A 17,133-nucleotide genomic window follows, 5' to 3' on the forward strand; every position below is an offset into this window, starting at 1 on the left:
CGATGACCACCGACACGACGACGAAGACCCCGGCGGCGGCAGCCGTGCCGCCGCCCGGGACCGCCCCCGGGAAGAAGCGGGTCACGCACGGCCACCGGCGCCTGCTGACCCGCCGTGACCGGTTCACGCTCGCCGTGATGGCGGGCGTGCCCACCGTCCTGCACGTGATCCTGGTCTGGGTCACCGCCATCGCCTCGATCTTCCTCGCCTTCACCACCTGGGACGGCATCGGGTTCGACTCGATCAAGTGGGTCGGCCTGGACAACTTCCGCCAGCTGTTCACCGACAACCCGCAGTTCTGGCCGGCCGTCCGGCACAACATCGTCTGGTTCGCCGCGCTGATCCTGGTCCCGACGCCGTTCGGCCTGTTCCTCGCCGTCCAGCTGGACAAGCGGATCCGGTTCACGCGGGTCTACCAGACCGCGTTCTTCCTGCCCGTCGTCATCTCGATGGCATGCATCGGCTTCGTCTGGCAGCTGGTCTACAACCCGGACACGGGCCTGATCAACAGCGTCCTCGGCGCCAACGAGCCCGGCCACTACATCGACTGGATCGGCGACCCCGACCTCAACCTCTGGGCCGTCCTGATCGCCGCGTCCTGGCGGCACACCGGCTACATGATGATCCTGTACCTGGCCGGCCTGAAGAGTGTCGACCCTTCGCTGCGGGAGGCCTCCGCGCTGGACGGCGCGAACGAGTGGCAGACGTTCCGGCACGTCATCTTCCCGACCCTGCGCCCGACCAACACGGTCGTCCTCGTCGTCACCATCATCGAGGCACTGCGCGCGTTCGACCTGGTCTTCGTCTTCAACAAGGGCGCCCAGGGCACCGAGTTGCTGTCGATCCTGGTCACCAACAACATCATCGGCGAGTCCAGCCGCATCGGATACGGATCCGCCATCGCCGTCGTACTGCTGGTGATCTCCCTCGCGGTGATCATCCCGTATCTGATCGCCACCTTCCGGAAGGAGCGGCGCGCATGAGCGGCACCACCGCCCCGCTGAAGCGGCGCGCCCCGGTCCGCCCCGCCCGGGTCCTGCTGCACGTGTTCCTCGCCGGTACGGCGCTGGCCTGGCTGGCCCCGCTGCTCTGGGCGGTCTTCTCGGCCCTGCGCCCGTACAGCGAGACCAGCGACAAGGGCTACGTCTCCTGGCCGGACACGCTGAGTTTCGACAACTTCACGAACGCCTTCCAGCAGTCGGACATGCTGCACTACTTCGGCAACACCCTGGTCATCGCGATCCCGGCCGTGCTGCTGACGCTGTTCCTGTCCTCCTGTGTCGCCTTCTACGTCAGCCGGTTCGACTTCCGCCTCAACCTCGCGCTGCTGCTGGTGTTCACGGCGGGCAACCTGCTCCCCCAGCAGGTCGTCATCACCCCGCTGTACCGGCTGTACCTGCTCACGGACCTGCCGGGGATCACCGCGAGCGGCAAGCTGTACGACTCCGCCCTGGGCCTGGTCCTGATCCATGTGGCGTTCCAGTCCGGGTTCTGCGCGTTCGTGCTGAGCAACTACATGCGCTCGCTGCCGCACGAGCTGACCGAGGCCGCCCTGGTCGACGGCGCCTCGGTGTGGCGGCTGTACTGGCAGATCACGCTGCCCCTGTGCAAGCCGGCGATGGCGGCGCTGGCGACCCTGCTGTCCATCTGGATCTACAACGACTTCTTCTGGGCCCTCGTGCTCATCTCGACCGGCGAGAACATGCCGGTCACCTCGGCCCTGAACAACCTCTCCGGCCAGTACTTCACCGACCCGAACCTGGTCGCGGCCGGCTCCCTGCTGACCGCGATCCCGACCCTGGCCGTCTACTTCGCGCTCCAGCGCCAGTTCGTCAGCGGCCTGACGCTGGGCTCCGGCAAGGGCTGAGGCGCCGCGCGGTCAGTGGGCCGCGTCCAGCAGGGCCCGCTGACCGCCGGTGAGTTCCAGGTCGACGACGGCGAGACTCTCGTCGAGCTGGGCCACCGAGGAGGCACCGACGAGCGGTACGACGGGCAGTTCACCGCCCAGCTGCCAGGCCGGCGTTGACGGCCGCCCCGGTCTCCCGGGCCACCTCGCGCAGCGCCGCGAGCCGGGCCGGGGTGCCGGGGTGGTCGTAGTCCGGCGGCAGCGGCTTGCCGGCACGGCTGTAGGCGCCGGTCAGCAGCGGCGAGTAGGCCACCAGGGTCAGCTCCGGCTCCGCCCGCGGACAGCTGCGGAGCTGGGCGTCGGCGGCACCGAGGCTGCCGTCAGGGAACAGTTCGCTCGGCATGTCGGTGCGCGGACGCAGATGGCTGTGCTGGTACTGCAGGGCCTCGTAGCCGGGCAGCCCCGCGGCCGCCGCGAGGGCACGGGCCCGCTCCACACCGAGCCTCTCCCTGCTGCGGTCGGCCGATTCACGGATGACCTTCGCGGACAGGCCCTCGGCGTCGTCGGTGCAGCCGGTGCCGGGCGCCGGCGGGCGGGCACCGACTGCCTCGGCACAGCGGCCGGGTACGGCGAACGAGGTCCTCGCGTCGGTGCGCGAGCCGAACAGCATCGCGCCGAGCGCGAGCACACTCACCTCCCGGCGGGTGGCGGGGTCGGTGTTCAGCCTGAAGTGCACGCGAAGTGAAGGCACTTGAAGTATGGCCGGGCTGCTGATGGGATGCGCGGCACCACACGTCACCGCCGGCCCGGAGGTCTTCTGTGCTGCGAGCGATTCTGACGGCGAGCGCGGTCGTCGCCGCGCTGCTTGCCCCCGCCACCGCCCACGCCGGGCAGACCGGCCAGGACCTGCCCCGGCTCACCGACCGGCAGGGGCGGGTCCTCACCCTGCACGGCTGGAACATCGAGGACAAGACACACCGCGGCGAGGAGGCCCTCACCGCCATCACCGAAGGCCATCTGCGCGACATGCGGGCCAAGGGCTTCGACTTCACCCGGCTGCTGGTCTTCTGGGACGACCTGGAGCCGGAGCCGGGGCGGTACAGCCAGAGCTACCTGCGCCGGATCGAGCGCGTCCTCGACTGGGCGGAACGCCACGACGTGAAGGTGGTCATCGACGCCCACCAGGACGTCTTCGGGCCCGCCTTCGGCCACCGCGGGATACCGGAGTGGGCGACCAGGACCGACGGGCTCCCCTTCACCGCGCACCCCGACGACTGGTTCGCCGAGTACTTCGAGCCCGCCGTGCAGCGTGCCTTCACCCACCTCTACGAGGACGAGGACCTGCGCCGCGCCCAGGCGGACATGTGGCGTACGCTCGCCACCCGCTTCGCCCACCACCCGGCCGTGCTCGGCTACGACCTCGTCAACGAGCCGATGGGCGAGGCGCGTCCCGGGGAGGACCTGGCGACGGCCGCGCGCAGGATCGAACGCGACCAGCTCACACCGATGTACAACCGCCTGGCCGACGCGGTCCGGCCGGCCGGCCGGGACGCCTGGCTGTTCGTCGAACCGACCCCCGTCGTGGGCGAGGGCGTGCCGACCGGCCTCGGCCGCGTCGACGATCCCCGGGTCGTGTACGCCCCGCACTTCTACAACACGGCCATGGAGGCGGGCGCCGACTACGATCCCGGGGCCGGCTGGGTCGAGGCGTACGAACGGGCCGTCACCGAGTACCCGAGGCGGTACCGGGTCCCGGTCGTGGTCGGCGAGTGGGGTCCGCTGAACAACGGCCTGCCGAACATGAACCGTTTCTACCGTGACGCGATGGCCTCCCTGGGCCGGTACGCCTCGGGCTGGGCGGGCTACGTGTGGTGCTACGGCGGCGGGTACTGCGCGGTCGACGGGACCGGCGCCTTCCGCGCCAACAAGGAGCTGACCGCCGAGCCGTACGCGGAGACGGTGGCGGGCTCGGTCGGCTCCGCGTCGTACGACTCCGGGTCCGGCGTGTACCGGCTGGTCTACCGCGCGGCACCGCACGGATGCCGGGTGAGCGTCCTGTCCCTGCCGCCGGGTTCCTGGCGGATCACGGCCGGCGGCGGCGCCCGCGTCCTGCGCCGGTCCGCCGGCCGGGCCTGGATCCTGGCCGGCCCGGGCAGCCGGGCGTCCGTCACCGTCGAGCGGGACCTCGGGACGAGCCGCGGGTGATCCGGCCGGCCGGTCCACGCCGGCCGCAGGGCGCCGTCGATCGCAAACTGGGGAAGCGTCACATGCGCATGCAAGGGGAGGGGTTGACCTCAAGCGCGGTTGAGGTCACATGATGATCCACATGACGACGACATCGAACGCGGACGCGGTGCAGCTCGCCGACATCGAGGCCATCAAGCAGGTGGTCGCCTCCGTGCAGGCGTCCCAGCAGGCCAAGGACCCGGCCGCCTTCCTCGCCCACTTCCACCCGGAGGCCCTGTGGACCACGGCCCACGGCAAGGTCCTGATCGGCCGGGACGCCATCTCCGAGTTCACCTGGAAGGTGCTCCCGGACGCCTCCTGGGACGGGGACGTCACGTACGAGGTCACCCACGTGCAGTTCCTCCGCCCCGACGTGGCCGCCGTCAAGGTCTCCCAGGTCTACCACCCGGCCGAGGGCGTGGGCGACGAGGGCACCCCGCTGTACGTCATGACGAAGCAGGCGGACGGCCGCTGGCTGCTCACGGCCTGCCAGAACACCGCTGTCCACCGCGACTAGTGTCGTGCGCATCACGGCCTCGGCTGATCACTGATCGTGATCGCCCCCGGACGCACGGAAGGCCGTCCTCCCACTCTTGAGAGAACGGCCTCCGACCTGCGAAAAGCATGGTCGGGACGACAGGATTTGAACCTGCGACCCCTTGACCCCCAGTCAAGTGCGCTACCAAGCTGCGCCACGTCCCGTTGCGCTCACCCGCGGTGTCCCGCGTGATCGTGCGAACAGCACTTTACCCCACGCCCGGGGGTGCAACGAAGAAGGCCCGGACGGCGCGAGGGACAATCGGCGGTATGACGAACGCGGGCGCATCGGATGCCAGGGACCGGGACGAGTCCGGGCGGGCCCGGAGCGCACGGCCCCGGGACGGGCTGGGGCGCCCCCTTCCGTACGGTGCGCAGGGCGTCCCCCGGCAGCCGGAGGGGGTCCTGCGCGCGCCGCGGGAGACGGTGGCGCAGGCGCAGGCGCTGCTGGCGGCGGGGCGGCCGTTCCACGCGCACGAGGTGTTCGAGGACGCCTGGAAGTCGGGGCCCGAGGACGAGCGCGCGCTGTGGCGTGGCCTGGCGCAGCTGGCGGTGGGGCTCACCCACGCGGCCCGGGGGAACGCCGTCGGCGGGGCCCGGCTGCTGCGGCGCGGCGCGGGAGCCGTCGAGGGGTGGGAGAGCGATCGGGGCGAGGACCGGCCCTACGGGCTGGACCTGGCCGGGCTCTGCCGGTGGGCACGGGAGCTGGCGGGGCGCGTGGAACGGACCCCGGCGGCGGTGGACGCCCGCGCCGAGGCACCCCGGCTGGGCCCCTGACGGGACGCACCGTCGCCGGGCGGGCGGAGGCGGTGGGCAGGCCGGCAGGGGCATGCGGCAGACTCGGCGCGTGCGAAAGATTCATGTCATCGGTATCGGCGCGGGCGACCCCGACCAGCTGACCCTGCAGGCGGTCAGGGCCATGCGGGGCACGGACGTGTTCTTCCTGCTCGGCAAGGGCGAGGTGAAGGACGACCTCACCCGGCTCCGCCGGGACATGCTGGACACGCACCTGCCGGCGGGGTCGTACCGGGTGGTGGAGGCCCGGGATCCGGAGCGGGACCGCAAGGCGGGCGGTGCGGCCTATTCGCCGGCCGTCGGCGACTGGCGCAGCGCCCGCGCCGGGATCTACGCGCGGCTGATCGCCGAGGAGCTGGCCGAGGACGGCACCGGCGCCTTCCTCGTGTGGGGCGACCCGGCGCTGTACGACAGCACGCTGGGAATCCTGGAGGAGGTGCTGGAGCGGGGCGCGGTGGAGTTCACGTACGACGTGGTGCCCGGCGTCAGCAGCGTCTCCGCGCTGGTCGCCCGGCACCGCACGGGACTGAACCGGGTCGCCCGGCCGGTGCAGATCACCACCGGGCGGCGGCTGGCCGAAGGCTTCCCGGAGGGGGTGGACGACGTGGTCGTGATGCTCGACGCCCAGCAGACCTTCCGGCGGTACGCCGAGGAGGACATGGACATCTACTGGGGCGCCTACATCGGCACGCCGGACGAGATCCTCGTCTCCGGGCCGATCGCCGAGGCCGGCCCGCGCATCGAGCGGCTGCGGGCCGAGGCACGGGAACGCAAGGGCTGGATCATGGACACGTACCTGCTGCGCAGGAACCCGGGCGACGCCTGACGGGGCACCGCGCGCCCGGCCCCGGCAGGCCGGCCCCCGGCTGACCGCGCGAGTGCGTCGGCCGGCACGCCGCCGGGGCCGGGGGTGACGCCGGCCGCCCGGCTCCGGGCGCCGGTCCTCATGCCGGGCCGAGGCCGAGCCGGTGCAGTACGCCCGCCGCGTCGGGCACGGCCGTCACGCCCCGCGGCAGCGGAGGACGGCGTACGACGACGACGGGCAGGCCGAGGTCCCGCGCCGCGGTCAGTTTCGCGGCCGTGGCCTCGCCTCCGCTGTCCTTGGTCACCAGCACCTCGATGCGGTGGGCGCGGAGCAGCCGCGTCTCGTCGGCGACGGTGAAGGGGCCGCGCGCGAGGACCAGTTCGGTGTCCGGCGGCAGGGGCGGCCCGGGCGGGTCGACCGACCGTACGACGAAGTGCAGGTCCGCCAGGTGGGCGAAGGCGGCGAGGCCCAGGCGTCCGGTGCTGAGGAACACCCGGCGGCCGAGCCCGGGCAGCGCTTCGGCGGCCCCGGCCAGGGAGGGGACGTCGTACCACTGGTCTCCCGGGGCCCGCCGCCAGCCGGGTCGGCGCAGCACCACCGCGGGCACCCCGGTGGCCGCCGCCGCCCGGGCCGCGTTGGCCGTGATGGTCTCGGCGAACGGGTGGGTGGCGTCGACCAGGGCGTCCACGTCGTGCGTGCGCAGCCAGTCGGCCAGCCCCTGCGCCCCGCCGAAGCCGCCGATCCGTACCTCGCCCGCCACCGCTCCCGGCCGCGCGACGCGGCCCGCCAGGGAGGTGGTGACCCGGACCCCGGGCCGGGCGGCGAGATCGTCGGCGAGGCGGCGGGCCTCGGTGGTGCCGCCGAGGATCAGCACGTGCGCGGGCATGGGGGTGAGCCTACGAGGTCGCCCGCGCCCGTCCGGCGTCCGGTCCGGTCCGGCGCCCAGGCCACTGCGGACCGCTCGCCGCACCGTGTCCCGGACACCACGGCCTGCCCTGGACACCGAGGCTCTTCCCGGACGCCCCGATCCGCCCCCGGACACCACGGCCCCTCCCCGTCGCCCCGATCCGCCCCGGGGCACCAAGGCCCCTCCCGGTCGCCGAGACCCGCCCAGGGCGCCAGGGTCCGTCCCGCCGCACTGGTTCCTCCGGAGCGCCGCGGTCCGCCCCCGGTCGCCCCGGTCGCCCCGGTGTCCGCGGATCGCTACGGTCGGGCCATGGAGTCCATGGCGTCCGTGCGTGCCGTCCTGATCGACATCGACGGGGTCCTCACCGTCTCCTGGAAGCCGCTGCCCGGTGCGGTGGAGGCGCTGCGCGCCCTGCGTGCGGGCGGGCTCGGGGTGGCCCTGGTGACCAACACGACCTCCCGGACCCGGGCGTCGATCGCCGAGACGCTGTCGGGGGCGGGTTTCCCGGTGGACGCCGAGGACGTGCTGACCGCGCCCGCCGTCACCGCCGCCCATCTCGCCGAGCACTTCCCCGGCGCCCGCTGCGCGCTGCTCAACTGCGGGGACATCGGGGCGGACCTGGGTGACCTCGTCCTGGTCGAGGAGGGTGCCGACGTGGTCCTGGTCGGCGGGGCCGGCCCGGGGTTCGACTACGCGGCGCTCAACCGTGCCTTCGGCGAGCTGCAGCGCGGTGCGCGGCTGGTCGCCATGCACCGCAACCTGTACTGGCGCACCGACGACGGACTGCAACTGGACTCCGGGGCCTTCCTGGTGGGGCTGGAGCAGGCGGCGCGGGTGGAGGCGGAGGTCACGGGCAAGCCGTCCCGGGCGTTCTTCGAGGCCGCGCTGGCCCGCGTGGGGGTGGGCGCGGAGCGGGCGCTGATGGTCGGTGACGACATCGAGTCGGACGTGCTCGCCGCGCAGCGGGCCGGGCTCACGGGGGTGCTGGTGAAGACGGGCAAGTACCGGCCGGAGACGCAACGGAACGCCGGTGGCACCCCGGACCACGTCGTGGACTCCTTCGCGGACGTCCCGGGGCTGCTGGGGCTAGCGCAGTAGCAGCTGGACGCCGCCCACGATCGTGGCCGCGATCACGAGTTGCTCGAAGAGCCGCTGGTTGATCCTGTTCACAGCCCATTTGCCGAACAACGCGCCGGGCACGACGAACACCACGAGCGCGGCGTCGAGGAGCAGCGAGTTCCCGTCGATCAGGCCGAGTCCCGCGCTGAACGGCACCTTCGAGACGTTCACGATGAGGAAGAAGAACGCGGAGGTGCCAAGGAAGCCGAGCTTCCGGAAGCCCGCGGACAGCAGGTACAGCGACATCACCGGCCCGCCCGCGTTGGCGACCATCGTCGTGAAGCCGCCGAGCACGCCGTACGAGCGGGCCTTCACCCGGCCCGCCCGGGTCGTCACGGCGTCCGGCGCCCCGGGGGTCTCGGCCGTCCGCCGGCGCCACACCGTCACCCCGGCCATCAGCAGCAGGATCGCCCCGATCGAGGTCCGGACGATCCCGTCGTCGGCCCACACCAGGAACAGGGTGCCGGCCACCACACCCACCGCCACCGCCGGGAACAGCCGCCACAGCGTGGGCCAGTGCGCGTGCCGCCGGTAGGTGAGGACGGCGAGCACGTCCCCGGCGATCAGGACGGGCAGCAGTACGCCGGTGGAGGCGCGGGCGGGCAGGACCGCCGCGAAGATCGCGAGGCTGACCGTGTTGGCCCCGCTGACGGCCGTCTTGGAGAAGCCGACCAGCAGGGCCGCGAAGGCGAGCGCGGCGAACTCCCAGCCGGACAGGTGCCAGAGTGTCATCGTGTTCATGCGGGAACCGATGCTATGTCCGGACAAGCCTCCGGCGTAAGGAGCGTCTCGCCAGGTGATCACTGCCGGCCGCTATGCCGGGTCCGCGTACCGTGCCCTGAGTTCCCGCTTCAGCACCTTCATGCTGGGCCCCAGCGGCATCGCGTCCGTGAACTCCACGCGCCGCGGGTACTTGTGCCGGCCGAGGTGTTCCCTGGACCACTCGGTGACGGCGGCGGCGTCGGGGGCGCCGCCCTGCGCCGGGACCACGACGGCGCACACCTCCTCGCCGTGCAGTTCGTCGGGCAGGCCGATGACGGCGACCTGGGCGATACCCGGGTGGCGCATCAGGACCTCCTCGACCTCCCTCGGGTAGACGTTGTAGCCGCCGCGGATGATGACGTCCTTCTTGCGGTCGACGATGCGCAGGAATCCCTCGTCGTCCTTGGTGCCGAGGTCGCCGGTGCGGAACCAGCCGTCCACCAGGGCCTCGGCGGTGGCCTCGGGGCGGCCGAGGTAGCCGGAGAAGACGTTGTGGCCCCGGACGACGACCTCGCCCAGCTCGCCGGGCGGCAGCAGCTCGATCCGGCCCTCCACCTCGGCGCGGGCGATCTCCACGTCGATGCCCCACAGCGGGTGGCCGATGGTGCCGGCCTTCGTGCCGAACACCGGCTGGTTGACGGTCGCGGTCGGCGAGGTCTCCGACAGCCCGTAGCCCTCGTAGATCTGCGCCCCGAACGCGGCCTCGAACCGCTCCAGCACGGCGACCGGGAGCGAGGCGCCGCCGGAGACGCACACACGCAGTCCGGGGAGCCGGGCGGCGTCGGCGGCCGCCGCGGCGAGGGCGACGAACATGGTCGGCACGCCGTGGAAGGTGTTCACGCCCTCCCGCACCATCAGCTCGATCGCACGGGCCGCGTCGAAGCGCGGCAGCAGCACGAGCGTGGCGCCGGCCCGCCAGGTGGAGTTGAGCGACACCGTCTGCCCGAAGGCGTGGAACAGCGGCAGCGCGCCGAGGGCGATGTCGTCGGCGCGGATGTCGTTGGCGTCGAAGGCGTTGACGGTCGCGTTCATCACGAGGTTGAAGTGGCTGAGGACGGCGCCCTTGGGGACACCGGTCGTGCCGCTGGTGTAGAAGATCACCGCCGGGTCGTCGGCGGTGCGGGTGACGTAGGAGGGCAGGGGCTCGGCGTCCGCCGCGAGCTTGTCGAACTCCGCGGCGAGGGTGACGGCCCGGACGCCCAGGGCGTCGGCGGCGGCCCGTCCGGTGCCGGCCTGGGCCGGGTGGACGAGGAGCAGGGTCGCACCGCTGTCCCTGAGCACGTGCTCGACCTCACCGGCCGACAGCAGCAGGTGCACGGGGACGACGACACCGCCCGCCGCGGCGATCGCGTAGTAGGCGAGCGGGAACTCGGCGGTGTTGGGTGCCATGAGGGCGACCCGGTCACCCGGCCGTACGCCGAGGCCGGTGAGCGCGCCCGCCTGGGCCAGCGCTCGCTGCCACGCCTCGGCGAAGGTGAGCCGCAGATCGCCTTCGACGAGGGCGGTCCTGCCGGGACGGCGCCGGGCGTTCTCGGCGAGGATGGCGGCGACGGACAGGGTTGCCATGGAGTGCTGCTCCGTTTCCTTGCTGCGGCTCGTGGTGCCGAATGCCCGCGCGAAGTCTTCCGTGCGGGGAACCCCCGTTGAACAGGCCTCAGTGGCGCTCGACGAGCACGGCCGTCCCCTGCCCCACTCCCACACACATGGTCGCGAGTCCGCGCGCCGCGCCCGTGCGCCGCATCCGGTGCAGCAGGGTGGTGAGGATGCGGGCGCCCGAGCAGCCGAGCGGGTGACCGAGGGCGATGGCGCCGCCGGTGGGGTTCACCAGGTCCGGGTCGATGCCGAGCTGGTCGACGCAGGCCAGTGCCTGGGCGGCGAACGCCTCGTTGAACTCGGCCTCCTGCAGGTCGCCGATCGCCCAGCCGGTCCGGGCCAGCACCTTGCGGGTGGCGGGGACCGGGCCGAGGCCCATCACGTCGGGGTGGACGCCGGCGGAGGCGCCCGCGACGTACCGGCCGAGGGACTCCAGGCCCAGTTCGTTCAGGGCCTCTTCGCTGACGAGCAGCAGGCCGGCCGCCCCGTCGTTCATGGGTGAGGCGTTCCCGGCGGTGACGGTGCCGTCGGCGCGGAAGACCGGCCTCAGCCGGGACAGCTTCTCCAGCGAGGTGTCCTCACGGACGCACTCGTCCTCCTCGACCACGACGCCGTCCGCCCGCTCGACGGGCAGGAGTTCGTCGTCGAAGTGTCCGTTCTTGCGTGCGGCGGCGGCGAGCTGGTGGCTGCGCAGCGCGAACTCGTCCTGGCGGGCGCGGGAGACGCCGTGGCGGGCGGCGACCTCCTCGGCGGTCTCCCCCATGGACAGCAGGCCGTGCAGCTCCTTCATGGCGGGGTTGACCAGCCGCCAGCCGAGCCGGGTGTCGTGGGTCTCGATGCGGTGCGGCAGGGCCTCGTCGGGGCGGGGCAGCACGAAGGGGGCGCGGCTCATCGACTCGGAGCCGCCGGCGATCACGATGTCGGCCTCGCCCGCGGCGATGGTCCGGGCGGCGGCGGTGACCGCTTCGAGCCCGGAGGCGCACAGCCGGTTGACGGTGGCGCCGGGCACGGATTCGGGCAGTCCGGCGAGCAGGGCGGCCATGCGGGCGACGTTGCGGTTGTCCTCGCCGGCCTGGTTGGCGGCGCCCCAGTAGACGTCGTCGATCCGGGCCGGGTCGAGCGCGGGCACGTCGGCCACCAGCCGGCGGATCACGGTCGCGGCCAGGTCGTCGGGGCGGACGGAGGAGAGGGCCCCGCGCAGCTTCCCGATGGGGGTGCGGCGGGCGGTCGCGAAATGAACGGGACGCACGGCTGGGACTCCTGACCTACGACGCTGTGGATCAGCACGGACCTGAGCAGCAATAGTTAATTAGCACTGCTAGTTTTGGACTATAGACCTCGGACCGCCCCGCTGGGAAGATCCTCCGGGACCTTCACCGAGGCAGCGGAGGAGACATGCACCACGTCCGTGAGCACGTCCTCGACGGCACGCACGGAGCCCTCGCGGTACGCGAGTGGCCCAGCCCGGAACCCCGCCTGCTGGCCCTGCTGGTGCACGGGTACGGCGAGCACATCGGCCGGTACGGGGAGCTGGCCGCCGTGCTCACCGGGCACGGGGCGGCCGTGTACGGGCCCGACCACGCCGGCCACGGCCGGTCGGCCGGGGAACGGGTGCTGATCGAGGACTTCGAGGACGTGGTCACGGACGTGCACGCGGTGGCGGAACTGGCCCGGGCCGCGCACCCCGGCCTGCCGCTGGTCCTCGTCGGGCACTCCATGGGCGGACTGATCGCGGCCCGCTACGCCCAGCGGTACGGCGACGAGCTGACCGCGCTGATCCTGTCCGGCCCGGTGATCGGCGACTGGGAGCTGCCCGGGCGGCTGCTGGCCCACGAGGAGATCCCGGACATCCCGGTCAGCCCCGCCGCGCTCTCCCGGGACCCGGCCGTGGGCGCGGCGTACGCCGCCGATCCGCTGGTGTGGCACGGGCCCATGAAACGGCCGACGCTGGAGGCGTTCACGCGGACCCTGGGAACCGTGGCCGAGGGCGGTGACGTCGGCGGGCTGCCGCTGCTGTGGCTGCACGGCGACGACGACCGGCTGGTGCCGCTGCCCGGGAGCCGGACCGGCGTGGAGCGGCTGAGCGGCGGCCGGCTGACCGAGCGGATCTTCCCCGGGGCGCGGCACGAGGTCTTCCACGAGACGGACAGGGCGCGGGCGCACGCGGAGGTGCTCCGCTTCCTGGACCGGGTACTGCCCCGCTGATCTGCCGGTTTGCCCCTCCATGCAGGGGGCACCCGCCCTTGCGGACATGACCGCAGACATCCGACGAAAGGGGACCCGCACACCATGACCGTGGTCAGGAGCACGCTGCCCGAGGAGGCGCTCGGCGTCACCGGGACCGCCCTGCAGGAGACCCTGGTCGACCTGCTGGGCCTGTCACTGGTCGGCAAGCAGGCGCACTGGAACGTCGTGGGTCCGCGGTTCCGGTCGATCCACCTCCAGCTGGACGAGGTGGTCGCCACGGCCCGCGACCACTCCGACACCGTGGCCGAGCGCGCCGCCGCGCTGGGCGTGTCTCCGGACGGCCGGCCGGAGACCATCGCCGCGACCTTCGCGCTGCCCGGCACCAAGGACGGCTGGCTCCGCGACACCGAGGTGGTGGAGCTGATGGTGTCGGCCCTGGGCACGGCCGTCGGCCGGCTGCGCGAGCGGATCGAGGCGACCGAGAAGGCCGACCCGGTCACCCAGGACCTGCTGATCACCATCACGGCCGAGCTGGAGAAGCAGCGCTGGATGTTCCAGGCCGAGAACCACCCCCGCGACGGCGCGTCCAGCTAGCACACCACCCTCGCACGGAAGGGAAGAACCCATGGCCGACGCCCTGGAACTCGACGCGCTCTGGGAGGACTTCCACCGCGTGGTGAACATGACCTCGGCGGAACTCGCGGCCTGGCTGAAGGTCCGGGACGCCGCCGAGGATTCGGAACCGCTGCCGGAGCAGGCGGGCACGCCCACCGGGCAGCACGTCCTCGCGATCCTGCAGAAGCGCCGCACCGACCTCACCGACGACGACGTCCGCGTCATGTACAAGGTCGTCGACACGGTCGGTGACCTGGTCGACATGGAGAACGAGCCCGAGCCGGAGAGCACGCCGGAGGACACCCGCCGCCGGCACCGGCTGATGACCATGGGCCACGACCCGCTCAAGCCGTAGGCCATGAACCGCGACGAACGGGTCGTGCACGAGCTGGTGTCCGAGTACGGGCGGACGTACGCCGAGGAGGCGGGCATCCGCCTGAAGGACACCCCGCAGCCGCTGTACCGGCTCCTGGTGCTGTCCCTGCTGCTGAGCGCCCGGATCCGGGCCTCGGTGGCGGTGGCCGCCGCCCGCGCCCTGCACGAGGACCACCTGGACAGCCCCCGCCGGATGACCGAGGCCGGCTGGCAGCGGCGGGTGGACGCGCTCGGCCGGGGCGGCTACCGCCGTTACGACGAGCGGACCGCCACCCAGCTCGGCGACGGCGCCGAGCTGCTGACCGAGCGCTGGGGCGGCGATCTGCGCCGGCTGCACCGCGAGGCCGAGGGCGACCTCGGCGAGCTCGCCCGGCTGCTGCGGGAGGAGCCGGGCATCGGGCCGGCCGGCGCCGACATCTTCCTGCGCGAGGCACAGCGGGTGTGGCCGGACGTCGCCCCCTACCTCGACGGCAAGGCGCTGTCCGGCGCCGGGCGGCTCGGCCTGCCGAAGGACCCCGAGAAGCTGGCCGCCCTGGCCGGGAGCACCCAACCGGCGGTGCTGGCCGCCGCGTTGGTGCGGGCGGCACTGGACAAGGAGGTGGCCGAGGACTGTCTGCGCCGCGCCGCGTGATCGTGTCAGACTGCTCCCCGCACGTCCCGGGACGACCACCGGGGCCGGAGGTACGGAGGAGCGGCACGTGGCGGGGACCGGGCCGGACACGCGGGACATCGACACCACCCGGCCGCATCCGGCCCGGGTGTACGACTGGTTCCTCGGCGGGAAGGACAACTACCCGGTCGACGAGGAACTGGGCCGGCGGATCGCGGCGATCGACGGGGGCGCCCCGAAGGCCGCCCGCGCCAACCGGGCGTTCATGCGCCGGACCACCCGGGCCCTGGCGGAGACGGGTATCCGGCAGTTCCTCGACATCGGCACCGGCATACCGACCGAGCCCAACCTGCACCAGGTCGCCCAGTCCGTGGCACCCGACGCGCGCGTGGTCTACGTCGACAACGACCCCATCGTGCTGGCCCACGCGAACGCGCTGCTGCGCGGCACCCCCGAGGGCGTGACGGAGTATGTGCAGGCCGACGCCCGCGACCCGCGCTCCATCCTCGAACAGGCCGCCCAAGTGCTGGACCTGGACCGCCCGGTGGCCCTCTCCCTCGTCGCCCTGCTGCACTTCGTCGCCGACGAGGACGGCGCCCACCGCATGGTCACCACGCTGGTCGACGCGCTGGCGCCGGGCAGCGCCCTGGTGCTGTCGACCATGACCGCCGACTTCGAACCGGAGAACGTGCGGAAGGGCATTGCCATGTACGCGGCGGGCGGCGTGACACTGGTGGCCCGCTCGCACGCCGAAGTGGGCGCGTTCTTCCGGGGACTGGACCTGCTGGAGCCGGGCATCGTGCCGGTCGCGGACTGGCGTCCCGAGGAGCGGCCGGCCGACGGGCCGGTCTCGCTGTACGGAGGCGTGGGCCTCGTCGGCTGACGGTCACCGACCCGGGAGAGTGATGCCGAGCACCCGGGCGACGGTCCGCGGCACGCCGTGGTCGTTGTTGGACGGGGCGATGTGACGGGCCCGGCGGAGCACCTCGGGGTGGGCGTTGGACATGGCGAAGGACCACTCGGCCGCGTCCAGCATCTCCAGGTCGTTGAGGTAGTCGCCGAACACCATGGTCTGCGCGGGCGTGATGCCCAGCTCGCGCTGGAGGCCGCGCAGGGCGGCGCCCTTGTCGGCGGTGCGGTTCATGACGTCGACCCAGTGCTCGCCGGAGACCACGACCCGGTGGGTGGCCGTGAACGCCTCCAGGGCCGGGGCGGTGGTGTGCTCGGCGGAGCCGAAGTCGAACAGCGCCACCTTGATCACGTCGTCCTCGACGGCGGTGACGTCCTCGACGATCCGGTGCTCGACGTAGTACTTGCGCACCTCCGCAAGGAACGCCTCGTCGGTCCGCTCGACGTACGCCGACCGCTTGCCGCACACCACGGCGCCCACGTCGGCGCCGTCCGCGACCAGCCGCCGTACCGTCCGGGCGAGGTCCGCGGCGACGGAACGTTCCAGCGGGTCGGAGCTCAGCTCCACACCGTCGCGCACGACGTACGTGCCGTTCTCCGCGATGAACACCATGCCCTCGGCGACCTCGGCGAACTGCCGGGCCAGGGTCGCGTACTGGCGGCCGCTCGCCGGGCTGAACAGCACTCCGCGGCGGCGCAGTTCGGCGAGCATCGGCCACAGGCCGTCGGGTATCCGCTGGGTGTCGTCCAGCAGGGTGCCGTCCATGTCGGTGACGATCAGCCGGATGTCGGCGGAGCCGGCGGGCTGGGCGGGGGTGTCGAGGAGGGGCGCGGGCGTGGCGGGCATGTCCTTCTTCCGGCCGGGGTCGGGATACGGGGGCGGCCCGAGACGGGCCCGGGTGGTCCAGTGTCCCGTACCCGCCACGGGGACCCGACGGGTGCCCGGACCGTCACACCGCGCCGTTCCCGGGACAGGGCGATCAAGCGGCGGCACAATGACGGCGGAGGACCGCACACGGAAGGGCGGCGACGTGAGCGAGGGCGATTCCCCGGCGACCGGCCCGGCGAGGCCGAACACCTCCGTGGCGCACAACGCGCGGGTCTGGAACCACTGGATCGGCGGCAAGGACAACTACGAGGTCGACCGGCGGGTGGGCGACCGGGTCGCCGGGATGTTCCCGGTGATCCGGGCGGTGGCCCGGGCGGACCGGGACTTCCTGGCCAGGGCGGTGCGCTTCCTGGCCGCCGAGCGCGGGATCCGCCAGTTCCTCGACATCGGCAGCGGACTGCCGACGGGCGACAACACCCACGAGATCGCCCAGCGGGTCGCGCCCGGGTCGCGGACCGTGTACGTCGACAACGACCCGATCGTGCTGGTGCACGCCCGTTCGCTGCTCACCGGCTCGCCCGAGGGCGTCACCGACTACATCGACGCCGACGTGCGCGAGCCGGACGAGATCGTCCGGGGCGCCGCCCGGACCCTCGACCTGGACCGGCCGGTCGCGGTGCTGATGCTGGGCATCCTCAACTTCGTGCTGGACACCGGCGAGGCCCGGGACATCGTGCGGCGGCTCATGGCGGCGGTCCCCTCCGGCAGCCATCTGGTGCTCACCCACCCGACCTTCGACGCCGAGGTGGGCGGCGCGGGCAACAGGGCCGCGATGGAGTTCTGGAACGCCAACGCCACCCCGCCGATCACCGCGCGCGGCCGCCCCGAGATCGCCGAGTTCCTCGACGGTCTGGAGCCGGTCGAGCCGGGTCTGGTGCCGTGCTCGCGGTGGCGCGCCGAGCCGGATGCCGACGTCGTACCGCAGTACGCCGCGGTGGCCGTGAAACCCTGACCCCGT

18 protein-coding genes, 1 tRNA gene and 1 pseudogene are annotated in these 17,133 nt (G+C 72.9%); 13 read left to right on the forward strand and 7 right to left on the reverse strand.

Annotated features, from left to right (window positions below):
• Positions 1-2 precede the first annotated feature (2 nt).
• Together FHS34_RS24335 and FHS34_RS24340 are read left to right on the forward strand one after the other, a co-directional pair.
• Positions 3-983: a carbohydrate ABC transporter permease gene (locus FHS34_RS24335; RefSeq protein ID WP_184968984.1), complete on the forward strand. Its 981-nt coding sequence runs from the start codon at positions 3-5 to the stop codon at positions 981-983.
• The gene (locus FHS34_RS24340; RefSeq protein ID WP_184968986.1) at positions 980-1,867 is read left to right on the forward strand and encodes a carbohydrate ABC transporter permease; all 888 of its coding nucleotides are present in this window, start codon (positions 980-982) and stop codon (positions 1,865-1,867) included. The genes FHS34_RS24335 and FHS34_RS24340 overlap by 4 nt, the downstream gene beginning before the upstream one ends.
• Positions 1,868-1,879: 12 nt before the next feature.
• Here FHS34_RS24340 and FHS34_RS24345 read toward each other — a convergent pair.
• Positions 1,880-2,582: pseudogene (locus FHS34_RS24345) on the reverse strand (aldo/keto reductase).
• A gap of 83 nt (positions 2,583-2,665) precedes the next feature.
• Here FHS34_RS24345 and FHS34_RS24350 point away from each other — a divergent pair.
• Positions 2,666-4,051: a cellulase family glycosylhydrolase gene (locus FHS34_RS24350; RefSeq protein ID WP_184968988.1), complete on the forward strand. Its 1,386-nt coding sequence runs from the start codon at positions 2,666-2,668 to the stop codon at positions 4,049-4,051.
• 112 nt (positions 4,052-4,163) lie between these two features.
• A complete protein-coding gene (locus FHS34_RS24355) occupies positions 4,164-4,589 on the forward strand; it encodes an SgcJ/EcaC family oxidoreductase (protein WP_184969610.1) in 426 nt (141 codons plus the stop codon).
• A gap of 108 nt (positions 4,590-4,697) precedes the next feature.
• On the opposite strand, the gene FHS34_RS24360 is transcribed toward FHS34_RS24355, so the two are convergent.
• A tRNA-Pro gene (locus FHS34_RS24360) sits at positions 4,698-4,774 on the reverse strand.
• Positions 4,775-4,879: 105 nt separating this feature from the next.
• Between FHS34_RS24360 and FHS34_RS24365 the strand changes: the two genes are divergently transcribed.
• Together FHS34_RS24365 and cobF are read left to right on the forward strand one after the other, a co-directional pair.
• The gene (locus FHS34_RS24365) at positions 4,880-5,386 is read left to right on the forward strand and encodes a DUF309 domain-containing protein (RefSeq protein ID WP_184968990.1); all 507 of its coding nucleotides are present in this window, start codon (positions 4,880-4,882) and stop codon (positions 5,384-5,386) included.
• Positions 5,387-5,456: 70 nt separating this feature from the next.
• Positions 5,457-6,230 (forward strand): precorrin-6A synthase (deacetylating), encoded by a 774-nt coding sequence (gene cobF, locus FHS34_RS24370; protein WP_184968992.1) that lies wholly within the window; start codon positions 5,457-5,459, stop codon positions 6,228-6,230.
• Between the two features lie 118 nt (positions 6,231-6,348).
• On the opposite strand, the gene FHS34_RS24375 is transcribed toward cobF, so the two are convergent.
• Complete coding sequence (locus FHS34_RS24375) at positions 6,349-7,095, reverse strand: cobalt-precorrin-6A reductase (RefSeq protein ID WP_184968994.1); 747 nt, start codon at positions 7,093-7,095, stop codon at positions 6,349-6,351.
• 339 nt (positions 7,096-7,434) lie between these two features.
• Here FHS34_RS24375 and FHS34_RS24380 point away from each other — a divergent pair, with 339 nt between their 5' ends.
• Positions 7,435-8,214: an HAD-IIA family hydrolase gene (locus FHS34_RS24380; protein ID WP_184969612.1), complete on the forward strand. Its 780-nt coding sequence runs from the start codon at positions 7,435-7,437 to the stop codon at positions 8,212-8,214.
• On the opposite strand, the gene FHS34_RS24385 is transcribed toward FHS34_RS24380, so the two are convergent.
• From FHS34_RS24385 to FHS34_RS24395, 3 genes are all read right to left on the reverse strand, one after another.
• Positions 8,203-8,976 carry a sulfite exporter TauE/SafE family protein gene (locus FHS34_RS24385; protein ID WP_184968996.1) on the reverse strand — a complete coding sequence of 258 codons (774 nt, stop codon included), beginning with the start codon at positions 8,974-8,976 and terminating at the stop codon, positions 8,203-8,205. The genes FHS34_RS24380 and FHS34_RS24385 overlap by 12 nt on opposite strands.
• A gap of 72 nt (positions 8,977-9,048) precedes the next feature.
• Complete coding sequence (locus FHS34_RS24390) at positions 9,049-10,563, reverse strand: long-chain-fatty-acid--CoA ligase (RefSeq protein WP_184968998.1); 1,515 nt, start codon at positions 10,561-10,563, stop codon at positions 9,049-9,051.
• An 88-nt stretch (positions 10,564-10,651) separates the two neighbouring features.
• On the reverse strand, positions 10,652-11,839 hold the full coding sequence (locus tag FHS34_RS24395; protein ID WP_184968999.1) for a thiolase family protein: 1,188 nt from the start codon (positions 11,837-11,839) through the stop codon (positions 10,652-10,654).
• A gap of 146 nt (positions 11,840-11,985) precedes the next feature.
• Between FHS34_RS24395 and FHS34_RS24400 the strand changes: the two genes are divergently transcribed.
• The 5 genes from FHS34_RS24400 (at position 11,986) to FHS34_RS24420 (ending at position 15,260) form a co-directional block, all read left to right on the forward strand.
• Complete coding sequence (locus tag FHS34_RS24400) at positions 11,986-12,795, forward strand: alpha/beta hydrolase (protein WP_184969001.1); 810 nt, start codon at positions 11,986-11,988, stop codon at positions 12,793-12,795.
• Between the two features lie 84 nt (positions 12,796-12,879).
• Entirely contained in the window at positions 12,880-13,371 is a 492-nt protein-coding gene (locus tag FHS34_RS24405) for a Dps family protein (RefSeq protein ID WP_184969003.1), read from the forward strand.
• A gap of 31 nt (positions 13,372-13,402) precedes the next feature.
• Entirely contained in the window at positions 13,403-13,747 is a 345-nt protein-coding gene (locus FHS34_RS24410) for a DUF3140 domain-containing protein (RefSeq protein ID WP_184969004.1), read from the forward strand.
• A gap of 3 nt (positions 13,748-13,750) precedes the next feature.
• Entirely contained in the window at positions 13,751-14,398 is a 648-nt protein-coding gene (locus FHS34_RS24415) for an endonuclease (RefSeq protein WP_184969006.1), read from the forward strand.
• Between the two features lie 67 nt (positions 14,399-14,465).
• Positions 14,466-15,260 (forward strand): SAM-dependent methyltransferase, encoded by a 795-nt coding sequence (locus FHS34_RS24420; protein ID WP_184969008.1) that lies wholly within the window; start codon positions 14,466-14,468, stop codon positions 15,258-15,260.
• Positions 15,261-15,263: 3 nt separating this feature from the next.
• On the opposite strand, the gene FHS34_RS24425 is transcribed toward FHS34_RS24420, so the two are convergent.
• Complete coding sequence (locus FHS34_RS24425; RefSeq protein ID WP_184969010.1) at positions 15,264-16,133, reverse strand: Cof-type HAD-IIB family hydrolase; 870 nt, start codon at positions 16,131-16,133, stop codon at positions 15,264-15,266.
• Between the two features lie 184 nt (positions 16,134-16,317).
• On the opposite strand from FHS34_RS24425, the gene FHS34_RS24430 reads away from it, so the two are divergent.
• Positions 16,318-17,127 carry an SAM-dependent methyltransferase gene (locus tag FHS34_RS24430; RefSeq protein WP_184969012.1) on the forward strand — a complete coding sequence of 270 codons (810 nt, stop codon included), beginning with the start codon at positions 16,318-16,320 and terminating at the stop codon, positions 17,125-17,127.
• Positions 17,128-17,133 lie beyond the last annotated feature (6 nt).

The organism is Streptomyces echinatus (genome assembly GCF_014203595.1).
Classification (GTDB): Bacteria; Actinomycetota; Actinomycetes; order Streptomycetales; family Streptomycetaceae; genus Streptomyces; species Streptomyces echinatus.